Annotated in this window: 12 protein-coding genes and 2 pseudogenes; 11 read left to right on the forward strand and 3 right to left on the reverse strand. The window is 40.8% G+C overall.

Annotated elements, in window-relative coordinates; genetic code table 11:
* Positions 1-49: 49 nt before the first annotated feature.
* The 4 genes from CZ382_RS03820 (at position 50) to CZ382_RS03835 (ending at position 3,485) form a co-directional block, all read left to right on the forward strand.
* On the forward strand, positions 50-1,153 hold the full coding sequence (locus CZ382_RS03820; protein ID WP_088049897.1) for a sensor histidine kinase: 1,104 nt from the start codon (positions 50-52) through the stop codon (positions 1,151-1,153).
* Entirely contained in the window at positions 1,150-1,767 is a 618-nt protein-coding gene (locus CZ382_RS03825) for a response regulator transcription factor (protein ID WP_088049898.1), read from the forward strand. Before CZ382_RS03820 ends, CZ382_RS03825 begins: the two co-directional genes overlap by 4 nt.
* Positions 1,768-1,833: 66 nt before the next feature.
* Entirely contained in the window at positions 1,834-2,748 is a 915-nt protein-coding gene (locus CZ382_RS03830; RefSeq protein ID WP_088049899.1) for an ABC transporter ATP-binding protein, read from the forward strand.
* On the forward strand, positions 2,745-3,485 hold the full coding sequence (locus tag CZ382_RS03835; RefSeq protein ID WP_088049900.1) for an ABC transporter permease: 741 nt from the start codon (positions 2,745-2,747) through the stop codon (positions 3,483-3,485). The genes CZ382_RS03830 and CZ382_RS03835 overlap by 4 nt, the downstream gene beginning before the upstream one ends.
* A 192-nt stretch (positions 3,486-3,677) precedes the next feature.
* On the opposite strand, the gene CZ382_RS03840 is transcribed toward CZ382_RS03835, so the two are convergent.
* On the reverse strand, positions 3,678-4,793 hold the full coding sequence (locus tag CZ382_RS03840; protein WP_088049901.1) for an IS4 family transposase: 1,116 nt from the start codon (positions 4,791-4,793) through the stop codon (positions 3,678-3,680).
* Between the two features lie 162 nt (positions 4,794-4,955).
* On the opposite strand from CZ382_RS03840, the pseudogene CZ382_RS03845 reads away from it, so the two are divergent.
* From CZ382_RS03845 to ltrA, 4 genes and pseudogenes are all read left to right on the forward strand, one after another.
* Positions 4,956-5,156 (forward strand): annotated as a pseudogene (locus CZ382_RS03845) (hypothetical protein); the annotation flags it as partial.
* Positions 5,157-5,539: 383 nt separating this feature from the next.
* On the forward strand, positions 5,540-6,397 hold the full coding sequence (locus CZ382_RS03850) for an IS110 family RNA-guided transposase (RefSeq protein WP_235000387.1): 858 nt from the start codon (positions 5,540-5,542) through the stop codon (positions 6,395-6,397).
* A gap of 4 nt (positions 6,398-6,401) precedes the next feature.
* Positions 6,402-6,776 (forward strand): transposase, encoded by a 375-nt coding sequence (locus CZ382_RS24125; RefSeq protein WP_235000388.1) that lies wholly within the window; start codon positions 6,402-6,404, stop codon positions 6,774-6,776.
* Between the two features lie 822 nt (positions 6,777-7,598).
* Positions 7,599-8,897 (forward strand): group II intron reverse transcriptase/maturase, encoded by a 1,299-nt coding sequence (gene ltrA, locus CZ382_RS03855; protein WP_088049344.1) that lies wholly within the window; start codon positions 7,599-7,601, stop codon positions 8,895-8,897.
* A gap of 437 nt (positions 8,898-9,334) precedes the next feature.
* Here ltrA and CZ382_RS03860 read toward each other — a convergent pair whose 3' ends face one another.
* Positions 9,335-11,053, reverse strand: a complete 1,719-nt coding sequence (locus tag CZ382_RS03860) for an IS1634 family transposase (protein ID WP_088049902.1) — start codon at positions 11,051-11,053, stop codon at positions 9,335-9,337.
* Positions 11,054-11,273: 220 nt separating this feature from the next.
* Here CZ382_RS03860 and CZ382_RS03865 point away from each other — a divergent pair, with 220 nt between their 5' ends.
* On the forward strand, positions 11,274-12,572 hold the full coding sequence (locus tag CZ382_RS03865) for a M20 family metallo-hydrolase (protein WP_088049903.1): 1,299 nt from the start codon (positions 11,274-11,276) through the stop codon (positions 12,570-12,572).
* 740 nt (positions 12,573-13,312) lie between these two features.
* Here CZ382_RS03865 and CZ382_RS03870 read toward each other — a convergent pair.
* Entirely contained in the window at positions 13,313-14,176 is an 864-nt protein-coding gene (locus CZ382_RS03870; protein ID WP_088049904.1) for an EamA family transporter, read from the reverse strand.
* Between the two features lie 123 nt (positions 14,177-14,299).
* Between CZ382_RS03870 and CZ382_RS24130 the strand changes: the two are divergent.
* Together CZ382_RS24130 and CZ382_RS03880 are read left to right on the forward strand one after the other, a co-directional pair.
* Positions 14,300-14,497 (forward strand): annotated as a pseudogene (locus CZ382_RS24130) (hypothetical protein); the annotation flags it as partial.
* A gap of 217 nt (positions 14,498-14,714) precedes the next feature.
* Complete coding sequence (locus CZ382_RS03880) at positions 14,715-15,419, forward strand: DUF421 domain-containing protein (RefSeq protein ID WP_088049906.1); 705 nt, start codon at positions 14,715-14,717, stop codon at positions 15,417-15,419.
* Positions 15,420-15,491 lie beyond the last annotated feature (72 nt).

Raw genomic sequence — 15,491 nt, forward strand, 5'->3', positions numbered from 1 at the left:
ACTCAAAACCATATGGTATGATAGACCAAAATGAAGAAGGGGGTAAAAAATGGCTCGTATCAGACTCCCGTGGGAAACGATGATGTTGCTTCCCCCGTTGATTTCTCTGATTATCTTTCCACAACAGACTGGGTACAACTATCTTTTGTTTTTTATAATCGCAACAGCTCATTTGATCAGCATTTTGAATGCGAAACACCGAACCTTTTTCATCATTGTTCAACTGGTCGCGATTGCTTTATGGGGGGCTTTCTTGAACCCGTGGGAATTGAGCTTCGGCTTTTATCCCGCTTTGGTGATCGGCAAGTACTCATCCTTCCGTAAAATTACTGGGATGACTGTACTCATGGCTGTGCTCTTTGCCGGGTCGACTGGGTTCTATTTCTTGCGAGAGTCGAATCCATTGTACCTCGGCTGGTATTCGATTCTTCTTATTCTTTTCCTGTTGCCCTATATGGTGAGAATGATCCGGAAATCACATGAGATGAAATTGGGGTTACAATATGCCAATGATGAAATTTCCCGGTTGATAAAAAATGAAGAGCGCCAGCGAATCGCCCGTGATCTTCATGACACGCTGGGCCATACCCTGTCTCTGCTTACGTTGAAAGGTGAATTGGTGGAGCGGCTGATTCCCCAGAATCCCGATCAAGCCTCAAAAGAAGCCCGTGAGATCCAGAATATTTCAAGATCCGTTTTGTTGCAGGTGCGGGAACTGATAAGTGATATGCAGTCCATCGATCTCGGTGAGGAGTGCCAACAGGCGGCTCAAATTTGCGAGTCTGCCGGGATTTCATTCAAAGTGGAACGGAATGATGAACTTTCAGGAGCCCCGCCGATTATCCGGAATATCCTGAGCCTGTGTCTTCGTGAATGTGTTACCAATGTCGTGAAACACAGCGGCGCGCACAGATGCACAATCCGCCTTGAAGAAGAACCTGGAAGATACATTCTTCAGGTGGAGGATGATGGGGTCGGCATTGCGAAGGAAAATCACGACCAGTTTCACAGCGGCCTGTTGGGCATGAAAGAACGGTTATTGCTGATCGAGGGAAAACTCGAAATGACAACCGGGGAAACAAAAGGAACGAAAATCACGATTATCGTGCCGAAAGTCAAGAAACCGACGATCACGAAGGAGGGAATCCAATGAGAATTGTCATTGCGGAAGATCAGGGAATGCTTCGGGGCGCGGTCAGCCAGTTGCTTGCCCTGGAAGAAGATATTGAAATTGTCGGGGAAGCCGACAATGGTAAACAGGCCCTCCGGCTGATTCGGGAAAAAACCGCCGATATTTCCGTTCTCGATATTGAGATGCCGCTGTTAAGCGGGCTGGAGGTAGCGGAAAAGTTGAGGGATGAAGGCAGTAAATGCCGGGTCGCCATCGTGACTACCTTCGCTCGAAGCGGGTACCTGCAACGTGCCGTGAAGGCCGGAGTAATGGGTTATTTGCTAAAAGATATGCCCGTGTCCGAATTGGCGGAAGCACTGCGAAAAATTCACGCGGGCAAGCGTGTCTTTAGCCCGCACCTTACTTTTTCCATGATGGAAGAAATAAACCCACTCACGAAACGAGAATCCGAGATTTTGTTGCACCTGAAGAAGGGAGATTCGGTCAAAGAAGTCAGTAAAACTCTCTATCTCTCTCCAGCTACGATCCGCAACTACATCTCCGAAATTATTCAGAAGCTGGAAGCGAGAAACCGGATGGATGCCGTCGCCATTGCTGAAAACAAAGGGTGGCTGCCGGAAGAACCATTTTTGTAAAACAAAACTGATTTTATGATGCAAGTCTGAAGAGTAAAAATTTATTTATGAGAGAAGGAGAAAAAAGTGCCACATGTCATTGAAGTTGAAGGCTTAATGAAACAGTACGGGGAAACTCGAGCGGTACAGGGGATTTCTTTTACTGCCGAAAAAGGCGAAATTTTCGGGATTGTTGGTCCGAACGGATCTGGTAAAACTACAACTATTGAGATTCTGGAAGGACTGCGGAAAAGAGATTCCGGAAAGGTACACGTACTCGACCTTGACCCCGGCAAGGAATCCGACCGCTATCAATTAAATAAAAAAATTGGGGTACAGTTCCAGGACACATCCATTCAGGAGTTAATGAAGGTCAAAGAAGCGTTGAATCTGTTTGCATCTTTTTACAACACACATCAAGAACTGAAGGCCATCATTGAACAGTTACATTTGGAAGACAAACTCAATTCGTATTTCAAGGATCTTTCCGGTGGCTGGAAGCAACGGGTAACGCTCGCTTTATCTGTTTTGCATCAACCCGAAATCGTGTTTTTGGATGAACCGAGCATGGGGCTTGATCCGCAAGCACGCCGCAAGTTGTGGGAAGTCATCCATACCCTTAAGGAACAAGGAACCACCATCCTGGTGACAACGCATTATATGGAAGAAGCCGAAAAACTTTGCGATCGGATCGCCATGGTGTACGATGGCCGAATCCGGGCACTTGGAAAACCGAATGTGTTGCTCGAAGACCTGGCGACAAACTACCTAGCGTTTGAGAGTTTCGATGTGGATCCCGATGTTTTGATCGCCCTGCCCAGCGTGATTCACATGGAGAAATCCAGAAATCGGGTGAGAATTCAAACGGAGAATCTACAGCGTTCCGCCTATTTGGTTTTAAAAGAATGTGAAGAACGTGATTGGAAAGTGACCGCATTCCGTTTCGAGCGAGGCACGCTGGATGATTTGTTTGTCCACCTGTTAAAGGAGCGATCAGCATGAATAAAATTGTGAAACTGTCGGTAATGGAAACAAAGTTATTTTTTCGAGAAAAAATGGCCGTGTTCTGGACCTTTTTGTTTCCGGTTCTGATGATCTGGCTATTCGGGGCGATGTTCGGAAGCGCAAAAATCGGTGGGATGACTTACAGCAATGCTTACATCCCGTCCTGGATTGCCGTGAACATCTTGACCACTGCGTTTTTCGGAATCGGAACGGTGATGGCCAACTATCGTGAAAAAGGCATTTTGCGACGCTATCAGGTCACAACAGTAAGGCCTTGGATGGTGTTAACGGCGCAAACCGTGCAGGGAACCGTCATTTTTACCATCAGCGCCGTAATTATTCTCGTTTTTGGATACCTCGTCTTCAATTTACATGTACCGAAATATTTGGGAAGTACCTTGTTGGCAATCCTATTAAGCCTGATTGCCTTCTTCCCGTTCGGACTGTTGATCAATTCAATTGCCAAAAACGTTCGGACTGCCTCAGCCATCAGTTCACTTGCCTTGAATTTGATGATTTTTCTATCGGGAGCGACCATGCCGATTGAATGGATGCCAGACGTGTTACGTATGATCGCTCACCTCATTCCGCTTTACTATGTCATTGATTTAACAAGGCAAACCTGGAATTTTACACCGATTTGGGAGAATGGCGTGGATGTTGCGGTTCTTGTAGGTGTCGCCATTATATCGATCATTTTGTCCTCACGGTTTTTCCGCTGGAGCGGGGAATAAGATGATCATGTTTGAGAAATTTACAAAAATACGTTTTTTCACTAGCATTGCATAAATATAGTCAAAATGTTCAGTAACTACTATTCCCGTAATTTTTGCCAAAAAGTCAAAGTCCAATCAAAGGTGGCACCGTCCATTTGGTAAAATTATACAATTAATACGAATTGATACGACCTACAACACTGTTACTTATTACGGAACTGTTTTGTTTTCAAATCTGTGAAGCCAAATGTAAGCTGGCTTCCATAGTGCAGCCTTTAACCAACGGGTAATTCGAAGCAACGATTTCTTGCTTTTCGTTTCCAGTTGGATAAGCACATGTAAACAATAGGTGATGAGTGCTATATAGATTTGATTTTGTAAAGCTGTTTCACTCATTCCGTAAAAATGTTTGATTTCCACGTGCTGCTTTAACCATTTGAAAAACAGTTCAATTGCCCAGCGTGATCGATAAATATCACTAATTTCTTGTGGTTCCAAGTCAAATCGATTGGTAATCAATCGAAGGATATTTCCTTTCGTATCCATCACTTCGAGAAGACGAAAAACGTTTTCACAACGTTTTTGTGTGGAGCCTATGTAAACCATTCTATCGGTTAAAACCATTGATTCAGCTGGAACCGAGAATGAACATACTTCACGAATGACGGCATTTTTCTTTAGTCTGGATACGAAGAAGTATCCATCATCCGTCATCCGATCAAAACGTTCGTAGTCCATATAGCCGCGATCAAAGACATACATGGCTTCCTTGTCATCAACAAGGACTTCAAGTTGATTACGATCATGTTCTTTCGCTACTGTAATGACAGCCTTTTCAGGATAAACCGTTTCTTTATCCATGAAAACAAGGCGCAAATGTAACTTGACACCAGCCTTTGTTTTGCGGAATTTCGCCCACTTATAATTGGTTAAATTAAGAGGCAATGTACTCGAATCAATGATTTTTAACGGCATATGCTTGTAGGCTTTATTGTGATATCCGCGTATCTGGTAAACAAGATCTAAAAATAGGGTTGCTAATATGGATGGATCTATTTCTCTATTCTTGCGTGAGAGCTGAGATGCGCTAATCGATTCAAAACCAACAGCTCTCTGAAAGTCCGCATCCAATAAAGCATCACTTAGTGCTTGAAGCCCTTCCGTTTCATGTACTTGTGCATAAAGCATCAGTTTAATATAGGCTTCAGTCGTAAGTTTTTTGGTATAGCTATCTTGTTTTAGATTTTTAACTTGGTCAAAAAGCTTTTTAGAATTTATAGGTGCAATCCATTTACCAAATGCTGATTTTAGTGTATTCTTGTCCATGATATGGTCCTTTATATTGGATTTGGACAGGAAACCACCTGACCTATTCATTATAAAGGATTTTTTGTTGTCTAGACAGTTAAAAATTGAACATTACCAACATTTTTTATTATTAGTTATAATTAATGCAACGCTAGTGACGTTTTTTATATTAAATTGACCATGGAAGAAAAACAATTTTTAAACGAAGTTCTCGAAGAGTTAAAGCAATATCAGATAAGTTCAAAGAATAGAAAAGATATTAAACAACAACTTTTAGAGCATATTCAAGAATCTCATGAACACGGCCAAGATAGTATAAATGAATTGGGGGATACAACAACATTTGTCAAGGATTTTTTAGAGATTAATGGAATAGATCTTCTTTCTGAAACAAATAATCAAATTTTTTATGAACCAACAGTAGAAGGTGATACATATTGTGCATGTACAATATGTATCACCTTTTATTTTTTATGAGATAAGAAACCACCATGGCTCCGCATTCGCGCAGCCACCATCTATGATGAAAAAGAATTTCTAATCTAAATGGGAGGATTATCTCATTGATTTATGGCAATACAGTTAATGACAATACGACCAGGTCGAAAATACTTTGGTGGATCCTGAAAGGGGATACCCTGTGTAAGAAACGGGCTGTGGCAGTACGGAAGCACCATCTATTGTGCCTCGAGCACGTATACAAAAGTTTTACAAGAAAATTACTGTCATTTGTATTGTTAATTTAATGATGAGGTGAGTCTCCTATGGAAGCAATGATTGAAAGATGTGCGGGTCTAGACGTGCATCAAAAAACAGTAGTCGCTTGTGTCTTATTCGGTCCATTGGATAAAAAGCCAAAAAAGTCCATTGAAACTTTTCGAACTACAACGAAAGGCTTATTAGAATTAAACGATTGGCTGACATCCATGCAGGTAACGGACGTTGTGATGGAAAGTACCGGTGTTTACTGGAAGCCGGTGTGGAATGTTCTAGAAAGTAATTTTCAACTAGTGCTTGCCAATGCCAAACATGTAAAAAACGTCCCGGGCAGGAAAACAGATTTCAAAGATGCCGAATGGCTTGCCCAATTATTACGGTGTGGGCTTATTGAAGGCAGTTTTGTACCGCCAGAGGATATTCGTGATTTGCGGGATCTAACACGGTATCGAAAAAAGTTGGTTCATAATCGTACAGCCGAACAAAACCGCATCCACAAAATTCTCCAAGATGCGAATATCAAACTTACTTCTGTGCTATCCAACATTTTTGGCCAATCTGGACGTCAAATTTTAGAAGCCATCATTAATGGTGAAAAAATAGAAGAGAAGGACCTTCAGAAGATGGTGCATTGGCGTGTAAAGGCGAGCCTGTCTGAAATAGCAGAAACCGTCAACGGGCGGATACGTCGTCACCATCGCGATATGTTGCGCTATCATTGGGAACACATGATTTATATAGAACAAGTAATAGAGGAACTGGAAGAACAAATTGACCAATGCTTAACTCCTTATCGCAAAGAGGTTGAATTACTGGATACCATTCCTGGTGTAAACAAGGATGCAGCAGCTGTTTTCGTTGCAGAACTGGGGGTTGATATGTCTGTCTTTGGAGAATTCTTCTAAGCGTATGGCATCATGGGTTGGTGTAAGTCCGGGAAATAACGAAAGTGCTGGAAAAAAAAACTCCAGTAAAACAACAAAAGGTAATAAAGCATTAAAAACAATGGCAGTAGAATGTGTACTAGGAACTTCAGGACAAAACAATCGAATAAATGCACACCGAAAACGGATTACCAAGCGACAAGGCAAGAAAAAAGGAACGATAGCTTCAGCTCATTTAATTTTAACCATTGCATTCAATATACTAAAAACAGGAGAACCATATCAAGAACTAGGTGCAAATTATATGAAGAAGGAACAAAAAAATAAGGAATTAAAAATGATTGAATACCTAAAAAGGAAGGGATATAATATTTCACCCTCTGATCAAAAAACGGCTTAAATGGCATCATACAGTTAATAAAAAAATAAATAAAGCCCTCCAAAAAAATGAGTAACGAAAGGGCCTAGTTAGGTGTTGTCTTCTTTGGAAAATTGTTTTCATACAAAAGTATAAAATTTAGGCTCTATTCTGCTCTCAGCAGAGTAAGCCACGTCCGGCTCCAGCGCCCAGCGGCTAGTGTGCTTCCTTCACCTCCGTACGATAAGTCAACATCGACTCCCTCAGGTCGTCGTGTTTCCTTTATCTCCTACGGCTCAGTCCAGCACATACGCCGCTAAACGGGCGCTTACGCCTTTGGCGTGCCCAGCACGCTGTTAATTGCGAGTTGGTGAAAGTCCAACCCAAGTAAGTACCAAGACGCTTGGTAGCTGACAAGTGACTGGTGGAGAAATCCTAAGGTTGAAGCCTTGTGACAAAGCACACTCAGTAGTGCGAGCAACCTAACAGGTCGTAACATAAAAGTGAATCCTGCCGCCTCGTCAGCAGACCCACACGTGGACAAGGAGAAGTCGATCCTGGCAAAGGAAGGAGAAGACCATGGAAGGTGTCAAGAACTTGGAAGAGCAGCACTGAAGAATCTCTCGGGGTAAGGGGAGCGACATGTTAGGAAAGTAATTAACGGAACTGGGGATACCCTCCTCGGTCACTCTACGGAGTAAAACAGAAACCTATAAGCCGATGGTGAAGTGGTGGAAGGGCTGAGAGGGAGTCGGAGGGGGTCATAGTACCGATGATGACGATGACAACACAACATTGTCTAGGGAAGGACGGCATAAGCCAATACCCTACTTCGTTCACAAGTTTGAAAGGAGGTACGAGTAAGTGAATGCCGGAAAACTGGCTAACTACACCAATGGAAAAGCTCAACGACTCCGATCAACTTTATATCTTTGTGCCAAGGAAAGTCCTACGAGACGATTTCACGCACTATATGATAAGATCTATCGTCCTGATATACTGGCGGAAGCATGGAAAAGAGTCAAATCCAAGAATGGAAGTGGTGGAATCGACAGGCAAACAATCGATGAGATTGTATATGACTATGGGGAAAGGGAATTCTTAAATGAGTTATACCTTGAACTAAAGGAAAATCAATTCCGTCCAAATCCAGTCAGAAGAACCTATATTTCAAAAGGAAATGGGAAAACAAGACCACTGGGAATCCCAACCATTAAGGACAGAGTGGCACAGATGGCAACAAAACTGGTACTAGAACCCATATTCGAAACAGATTTTCAAGATTGCTCGTATGGATTCAGACCAAAACGCAATGCCCATCAAGCCATAGCGAAAATCAAGAAAGCCAGTAAGAAGTCTGCTTGGGTGGTAGATGCCGATATTAAAGGGTATTTTGATAACATCAACCAAGATAAACTGATGAGGCTAGTGAAAATGAGAATTAGCGATAGAAGAGTACTAAAACTCATTCGCAAATGGTTGCGAGCAGGAATCATGGAAGATGGCCATTTTCGTGATTCTGTAACCGGGGTTCCGCAGGGTGGTGTGATCTCGCCACTATTATCGAACATCTATCTAAATGTATTGGACTCACTCTGGAATAAGAAGTTTGCACACCTGGGGCAAATTGTTCGCTATGCAGACGACTTTGTTATTATGTGCTCTACGAAGCAACAAGCGTTGGAAAGTATTCAGGTATTAAGAGGTATCATGAAGAAACTGAACCTTACACTTAGTCCTGAGAAATCAAGGCTTGTCAATATATGGGATAATACAGATGGATTTGACTTCTTGGGACTTCATCACAGAAAATTCCCTATTCTTATTAAAGGCGGTTACAAAATACATGTGATGTCGCACATACCGAGTAAAAAGGCAATGAAGAAAATGCGAGAGAAGATCAAGGAATATGTGGGAAAGAACAATAAATTGTCCCTAGACATAGAAGATCTCATAATAGGGCTGAATCGAAAGCTGCAAGGGTTTAAGAACTACTATCTTACTTCCCCGATAGCTAAGAAATGGCTTAATCGTATCGACTGGTATGTACTTGAACGACTTACAATATTTTGGAACAGGAAACGAAATAAACGCCACAAACACAGTAAAATGGGCGAGGTAATAGAAATGACCAAATATAAATTAGTGAAATTGGCGAGTTAGACAAGTACGTAATGCCAAAGAAAGAAGAACGTCGGAAAGCCGTATGAGGGAAAACCTCATGTACGGTTTGATGAGGGGGAACAGGAAGAGGAATTGCCCTCAAGTCTGGCTTAGTAAGGTGGAAAACCCTGAAACCCGAGGACAAGAAGGCAATATCTAACTCCTGTTTTCTACTCTACTTCTGACTTTTTACGATTTAGGTCTTGGTAATCATGGGTGGTGCCTGTTACTTCCCAGATTTAGTCGAATAATATTAAAGGCGAAGGGGTCTTAATTCAATTTGCTTTTCTTGTTGGATTAAGGCTCTTTTTGATAAAGTAAAAGAAAATACTATCGTATCCTGAATTTTGCAGTTGAATTGATGAAAAAACAGCCTTGAATCTATGTGAATACTGGTTTCTTGGCTGTTTCTGTTTGTCATAAAGTTGTTGTGTTTTCTACCCCTTTTTGACCTCACCTAAAATTTTTTTAATTTCCCCTAGAGACATGTATTTCTTCCCAAAATCTAAATTTAATTCTTTTCCAATAGCTGCAAGTATTTCGTCATAATGATCAAACAGATAGTAATTTTCCTGGATATGGCTACACGATGCCTTTTTCAGGCTTTCTATTATAGCTGTAATGGAATGTTTTCCTTTCAGGCGATGTTCCAGTACCCGTGCAATTACGAGTGATACGAAACAAGTAAGGAAATGGGCTTCAATATGTTCCGGTCTTGATAGGTATACCGGTCGGCTTTCCAAATCGCTTTTAGTCACTCTGAATGATTCTTCTATTTTCCAGAGACCTCTATATATTTCAATGATTCGCTCATCCGATTCTTCAAACTCACTGGTTATGATGGCATAATAACCGTCAAATGCTTCTTCCTTTCTTAGCTTTTCTTCATCAAGAAGCAGTGCCTCTTTGGCATCTTTCAGTATCTCGCCTGTTTTCTTGTCAAAGGTCAAATTTTTCACGTATTTGGCAGCACCAACAGATGTCGCCTTATTAAACCTAGAAGGAGAATCGATAAGATCTTTCGCCTTTTTCAGCGCAGGAGCACGATCTGCTTTTGCTTTCTGTGCATATTTTTCGCTATAGAAAATAACTTGTTTTTCATCGACTCTTTTCTTCAGTTTCTTCCCATTTCTTGATGTGACGGTAATCTCTCGTGGATAGAGCCTTGATTTGATTTTGAAACCTTTACCAATAGTGCGGTAATTATTCTGATCAAGGACATAATCTTTGAATTTCTTATTGGCACCACGGACAGAATAACTAAGGACGTATCCATTTTTGGCCGAAAGGGTGTACCAAATATTGTCACCAGTAGTCATTCCTTTATCTGCCACTACAATTGTCCGACCAAGTGAGAAATGACGTTGGATATTTCCAAGCATCGGGATTAACGTTTGTTTGTCAAGCATGTTTCCTGGATGAAGACCGTATGTAATGGGAATACCGTTCGTGTCTATAAATAATCCCATCTGAACAATTGGATCGGGGCGGTGTTCTTTAGAAACTCCCTTTTTTCGTAAATCATCAGGATCATCAATTTCAAAGTAATAATTTGTCACATCATAATAGACAAGGCTTGTATTTCGGTCATATTGTTCCTTTATCCGTTCATGAATCCATAATTGTAGTGCATCTTTATGTTTGTTGAAGAAGGGTAAGCACCGATAGACATCATCCAACGAGAAATTAGTATTTTCAAAGAACGTGTCCTTGTTTTCGTATGTTTTCTTTTTGGAGCCAGGATAAAGTAATCGGGCAAATACAAGAAGTTTCATAATGCTGTTCGCATCGTAGCCACTTTTGATATGGCGCTGACGATTTGTAAGAAAGGTATGGATGCCAAGCTCGTGATAGATCTTACTTAACGCGGCATAGCCAAAGTTCTTTCGGTTGGATTCATCCTTTTCGAGCCTATCCTCATTACTGACGCGAAAGGTCATCGTGAACTTATCTTCATTTTGTTGTTGATTCATCTGTTTTACCTTTGTTTCAAAAAAGGCAATTGGATCATCGTACTTTTTTTCCAATTCATCAAGATACCCAAGGGATTCAATCGTTTTGGACTTTGATTTTTTGGTAACCTTGTCACGATAGCCATGAACAATGGACAAATAAGTACGACCCGTTCTTTTGTTTTTCACTTTTTTGAGAAACATCCACGCACCTCCTTCTTGTCGATTCCTTATGTATACTACCATTATATCGTTATATACAACCATAGTCAACATAAATATGACAATAAAATAAAATAAAAACACCCGTAATCATCAATAAAATCAATGATTACGGGTTAGCGATTGATTAGAGGTTCTGCAAAACTAGGGAAAATACTATCGTATAAACTACCGCGATATTGAAATTTGGGGAGGATTATACATGCAAAAGGAAAAACAGTTTTTATTGCGGGAAAAATTATTGGAAGATTACAATGATAGATATGATTATGAAGGCGTTTCTGGAAAACGGCTGGCATCGCGATTGGATGCATTAGCTCAAATCGGGTTGACGGATGATAATGGCTCAAATCGCCCCGGATTTTCCAAGGAGGAGAAGGCTGCACGAGAGCTTGTATCTGGCTGGATGCGGGAAGCGGGTCTTTCCGTACGCGAAGATGGTGCTGGAAATATTATTGGCAGATTAGCAGGGAAGAATAATGAATTACCCGCCATCATGAGTGGTTCACATGTCGATAGTGTACCAAATGGCGGGCATTTTGATGGAACACTTGGGGTATTGTCGGCCTTGGAAGTTGTAGAGGCTTGGAAACAATCGGGTTATCAGCCCAAGAAACCATTTGAGGTTGTCGTTTTTACTGATGAAGAAGGGTCGCGTTTCAATGGTGGGTTAAATGGCAGTGAAGCAATGATTGGCAAAGGCGATTTACAAGCAAAGCTAGAGCTCATTGATAAAGATGGTATGAGTTTTGCTAAAGTATTACAGGATGTGGAATTAAGCGTGGACAGCTACAAGTCGGCTAAGCGAAATCCGGATGAGCTTGATATATTTGTTGAAGTGCACATTGAACAAGGCAGGCGTCTGGAGAAAGAAAACTTGCCATGTGGTATCGTTACAGGAATTGCCGGCCCGTGCTGGCTGGAATTTACGATAACAGGTGAAGCAGGACATGCTGGAAACACGCCAATGGATGATCGGCAGGATGCACTGGTTGCGGCAAGTGAATTTATTTTTGAAATCAATAAGCTGCCTCGTCAAATAAGTGAAACAGCTGTTGCAACAGTGGGCAAACAATTAGTCGAACCAAATGGCGTTAACGTTATACCGGGGCAGGTCAAATTTTACGTTGATATCCGTGACATCCACCGTGAAACAAGAGATGAAGTTGTTAATCGTGTACTGACATTAGGTGAAAGAATTGCGGGGGAACACCATGTTGAAGTAGAATACGCAGAAAAGATGCGTGTAGAGCCCGTCCCAATTCATGAAGAAACACAGCATATATTAGAGCAATCGTTAAAAGAAAAAAGGATCAAGCCTTACAAATTGCCAAGCGGAGCTGGACATGACGCAATGATTATCGGAGAGAAGCTGCCAATTGCCATGCTATTTGTACGCAGTAAAGCAGGGATAAGCCACAACCCGGCAGAATGGTCGGATTTGAATGACTGCGTACAGGCTGTACATGTATTGAAGGATTTCCTGGAAAGATTGCAGTAATAAAGCACAGTTAATAAATGAAGTTTTTCAAAACGACTTTTATTTATGGGGAAAAGGTCATCGTAGGATCTTAACGGGTTCACTTTATGAGTGCAACCCTAATTGACAAACTAAATAGCATGTGAAATTGTATAGATTTTCGCGTGCTATTTTTATTGGTTTATCAGGTTTACAGCGTAATCGTCTCCAAATTGCATTAGAAAATACATACGTAATAGCAATGTGAGAACAACTATTCCCATGTTTCTATTTACTACGTTAAAATAGATTTAAATGACTGGCAGATGCGTGATAGATCTAATTTGTAAAAATCCATTTCTATTTTAGATAGTTCAATTGTGTGAATGAAAGCCTTTTCGCTGTGATCCGAACGATTTTAGTCACTCATATCTATGATGAGTTCCTTTTTTCTTGTTATTGCGAGCAGGTTTGGTCACTCATATCCATGATGAGTGCCTCTTTCCTTGTTAGTAAATGCATTGCAGTCAGACGGAAAAGTTATTGGCAGATTTACATTTATCGTAACCTTCATCGGATGCAAGTGGGGAGCCGAAACAAAATTCCACACTTGTGAGCTTGATGCCTTTCCCTGTTTATCGTTATCCATGATTCTTTTATCACCTACTCATTATGAATCGTAATGAACCAAATTTGTTGTATGTAATGTATATTAGATTTGTTGAAAAGTGATGTATTTTAAAGACGTATTTTTTTCAGATTAGATAGTAAAAAGATCAAGATCAGCCAGACAATGTCAAGGCAATGATACCAAGTACCATCGTGCCAGATGCGATGACCCTGCGTATGCCAAATCCTTCACGTAATAGATAGGTACCCATGATCGCACCAATGAGAATGCTGACTTCCCGGACTGGAGCCACATGACTGACTGGTGTAAACATCATCGTGGTCAAAATCAGGATGTACGCCAATGGATTTAAGATGCCGACGCCAATAGCTTCTTTACGGTGCTGTTGCCAATCAGATTTGACCTGGCTCCACTGCTTTTTGGCGACGGGGCTTAATAACAAAAATTGCCCAAGAATGCTTGCATAATTTAATAGCAGCGGGGAAACGAAGACAATACTGACTGCACCTTTATCCAGAAGTGTATACCCGGCAATCATTATACCAATCAACAATCCATACCCGATGGGGAGAAGTGAATTTGCTTTTTTTATTACTTGGAACCCGCCGGAGAGAATAAAGACACTTATTACAATTAAGGCTACTCCAACGACGCCAATCCAATTGAGCTGTTCATCAAACAGAAAAATGGCAAAAATGGCGACAAGTAACGGTCCAGTTCCCCGGGCGATGGGATATATGACGGAAAGATCGCCAACTTTGTATCCTTTCTGCAGCGTAACCGAATAGACCAAATGGAGGATCGCACTGCCAATAATAAATAATACTTCGGTCCAGCCGATGTTGAAATGCTGGAAGAAAGAGAAAATGATAATAACAGGTGCATAAACGATAGTACTTACGGTTAGGTAAAGCCAAACAAAGGTAGAGCCACTATCCGATTTCTTAGCCAGGTAATTCCATGTGGCATGCATACACGCAGACAGAAAGATCAAAGAAAATGCTAATAATGACATGTTTGAAAAACTCCCTTTTAATGAAGGATTAATTGCAAAAACGATCGAGAGCAGCGCAAAGTCGATCGAGTGCATCCAAAATTCGATCGAGCGCAGCGTAAAAATGATCGAGAGTCTCCACAGGTTGAGAAGGTGTTAGAAGAAGTCCTTTATCCGCTGATACCGCAAAAACGCTTGCTTGATGTACAGGAAATCGCCGACTATACCATCTACCTGGCAGGTGCTATTGAAAAGTCAATCTCCCTGTATAAATCAGGAGCAAGAAATTCCATCAATTCTTCAAATAATTCTTCAATTAATTTTTTCCATAGCCCATCATAATCAGGTAGTGAACTAGCTGAGTATGGAGGCTGCTCTTCAAGGACTATATTGCTTGCCATCATTTTACCACATCCTTTTCCCGTTCCATAACAAGACTTTTTACTCGTTATACCCGAATTCATGTTTCAATTAAGAAGTTGTTAAAATTATTTATTATTTTATAATAGCATCGAAATCGCACAACATAATAACAGTAAACGGTAAAGGTGTGAGATTGATGGACTTCTTTAGCAGCCAAGAGTCGCTTAGCACTGTCCAATGGGGGTTAAGAGCAGTTGTCGCGTTCTTTTTCTTAGTAATCATTGCAAAATTAATGGGACAGCGGTCCATTTCCCAATTAAGATTTTTGGATTTTGTCATTGCATTATTAATCGGAAATATTATTGCACATCCCTTATCGGACGAAGGGTTAGGATTAAAGGGCTCGATGATTACTATTGTCGTATTGGTTATCTTGTATCTTGGTGAGGTGTTTTTGAGTTTGAAATGGGGAACACTGCGGAATTTTTTTGATCTCGCTCCAATGCCTCTGATCGAAAATGGCAAGATAAATTATCTTAATTTAAAAAAAGCACGTATTTCCATTGATTTTTTATTGTCCGAGCTACGGAAAGAAAAAACGGAAGATATTCAAAATGTAGTACTTGCATTGTGGGAACCTGGAGGAACGATTTCCATATTTTTATATCCACAGTACCAGCCTGTAACACATTCTACTCTTACCAATCCATTAAAACCTTTTCATATCCCTAAGCCAGTTATTAAGGATCGAAAAATTGATTATCAAGAATTGCAAAGTATTGGAAAGGATGAAGAATGGCTGCTGAATCAGTTATCACTAACATATAAAGCAAAAGTTAAAGATGTTCTGCTTGCAACCGTTGATAAGAATGAAAACCTTAATGTATTTCTTCATAAATAGCAGGACGCATCCTGTATATGTTAAAAGGAACAGGGAATAGTAAGACACTGTAGATATAATTCTTTTATGTAC

It is taken from the genome of Virgibacillus dakarensis (genome assembly GCF_900155625.1).
GTDB lineage: Bacteria > Bacillota > Bacilli > Bacillales > Amphibacillaceae > Lentibacillus_C > Lentibacillus_C populi.

Excerpts from the sequence above, each read along its gene's own strand:
- CZ382_RS03820 (WP_088049897.1), top strand. The coding sequence starts at position 50 with ATGGCTCGTATCAGACTCCCGTGGGAAACGATGATGTTGCTTCCCCCG.
- CZ382_RS03825 (WP_088049898.1), top strand. The coding sequence starts at position 1,150 with ATGAGAATTGTCATTGCGGAAGATCAGGGAATGCTTCGGGGCGCGGTC.
- CZ382_RS03835 (WP_088049900.1), top strand. The coding sequence starts at position 2,745 with ATGAATAAAATTGTGAAACTGTCGGTAATGGAAACAAAGTTATTTTTT.
- CZ382_RS03840 (WP_088049901.1), bottom strand. The coding sequence starts at position 4,793 with ATGGACAAGAATACACTAAAATCAGCATTTGGTAAATGGATTGCACCT.
- CZ382_RS03850 (WP_235000387.1), top strand. The coding sequence starts at position 5,540 with ATGGAAGCAATGATTGAAAGATGTGCGGGTCTAGACGTGCATCAAAAA.
- CZ382_RS24125 (WP_235000388.1), top strand. The coding sequence starts at position 6,402 with ATGGCATCATGGGTTGGTGTAAGTCCGGGAAATAACGAAAGTGCTGGA.
- CZ382_RS03860 (WP_088049902.1), bottom strand. The coding sequence starts at position 11,053 with ATGTTTCTCAAAAAAGTGAAAAACAAAAGAACGGGTCGTACTTATTTG.
- CZ382_RS03865 (WP_088049903.1), top strand. The coding sequence starts at position 11,274 with ATGCAAAAGGAAAAACAGTTTTTATTGCGGGAAAAATTATTGGAAGAT.
- CZ382_RS03870 (WP_088049904.1), bottom strand. The coding sequence starts at position 14,176 with ATGTCATTATTAGCATTTTCTTTGATCTTTCTGTCTGCGTGTATGCAT.
- CZ382_RS03880 (WP_088049906.1), top strand. The coding sequence starts at position 14,715 with ATGGACTTCTTTAGCAGCCAAGAGTCGCTTAGCACTGTCCAATGGGGG.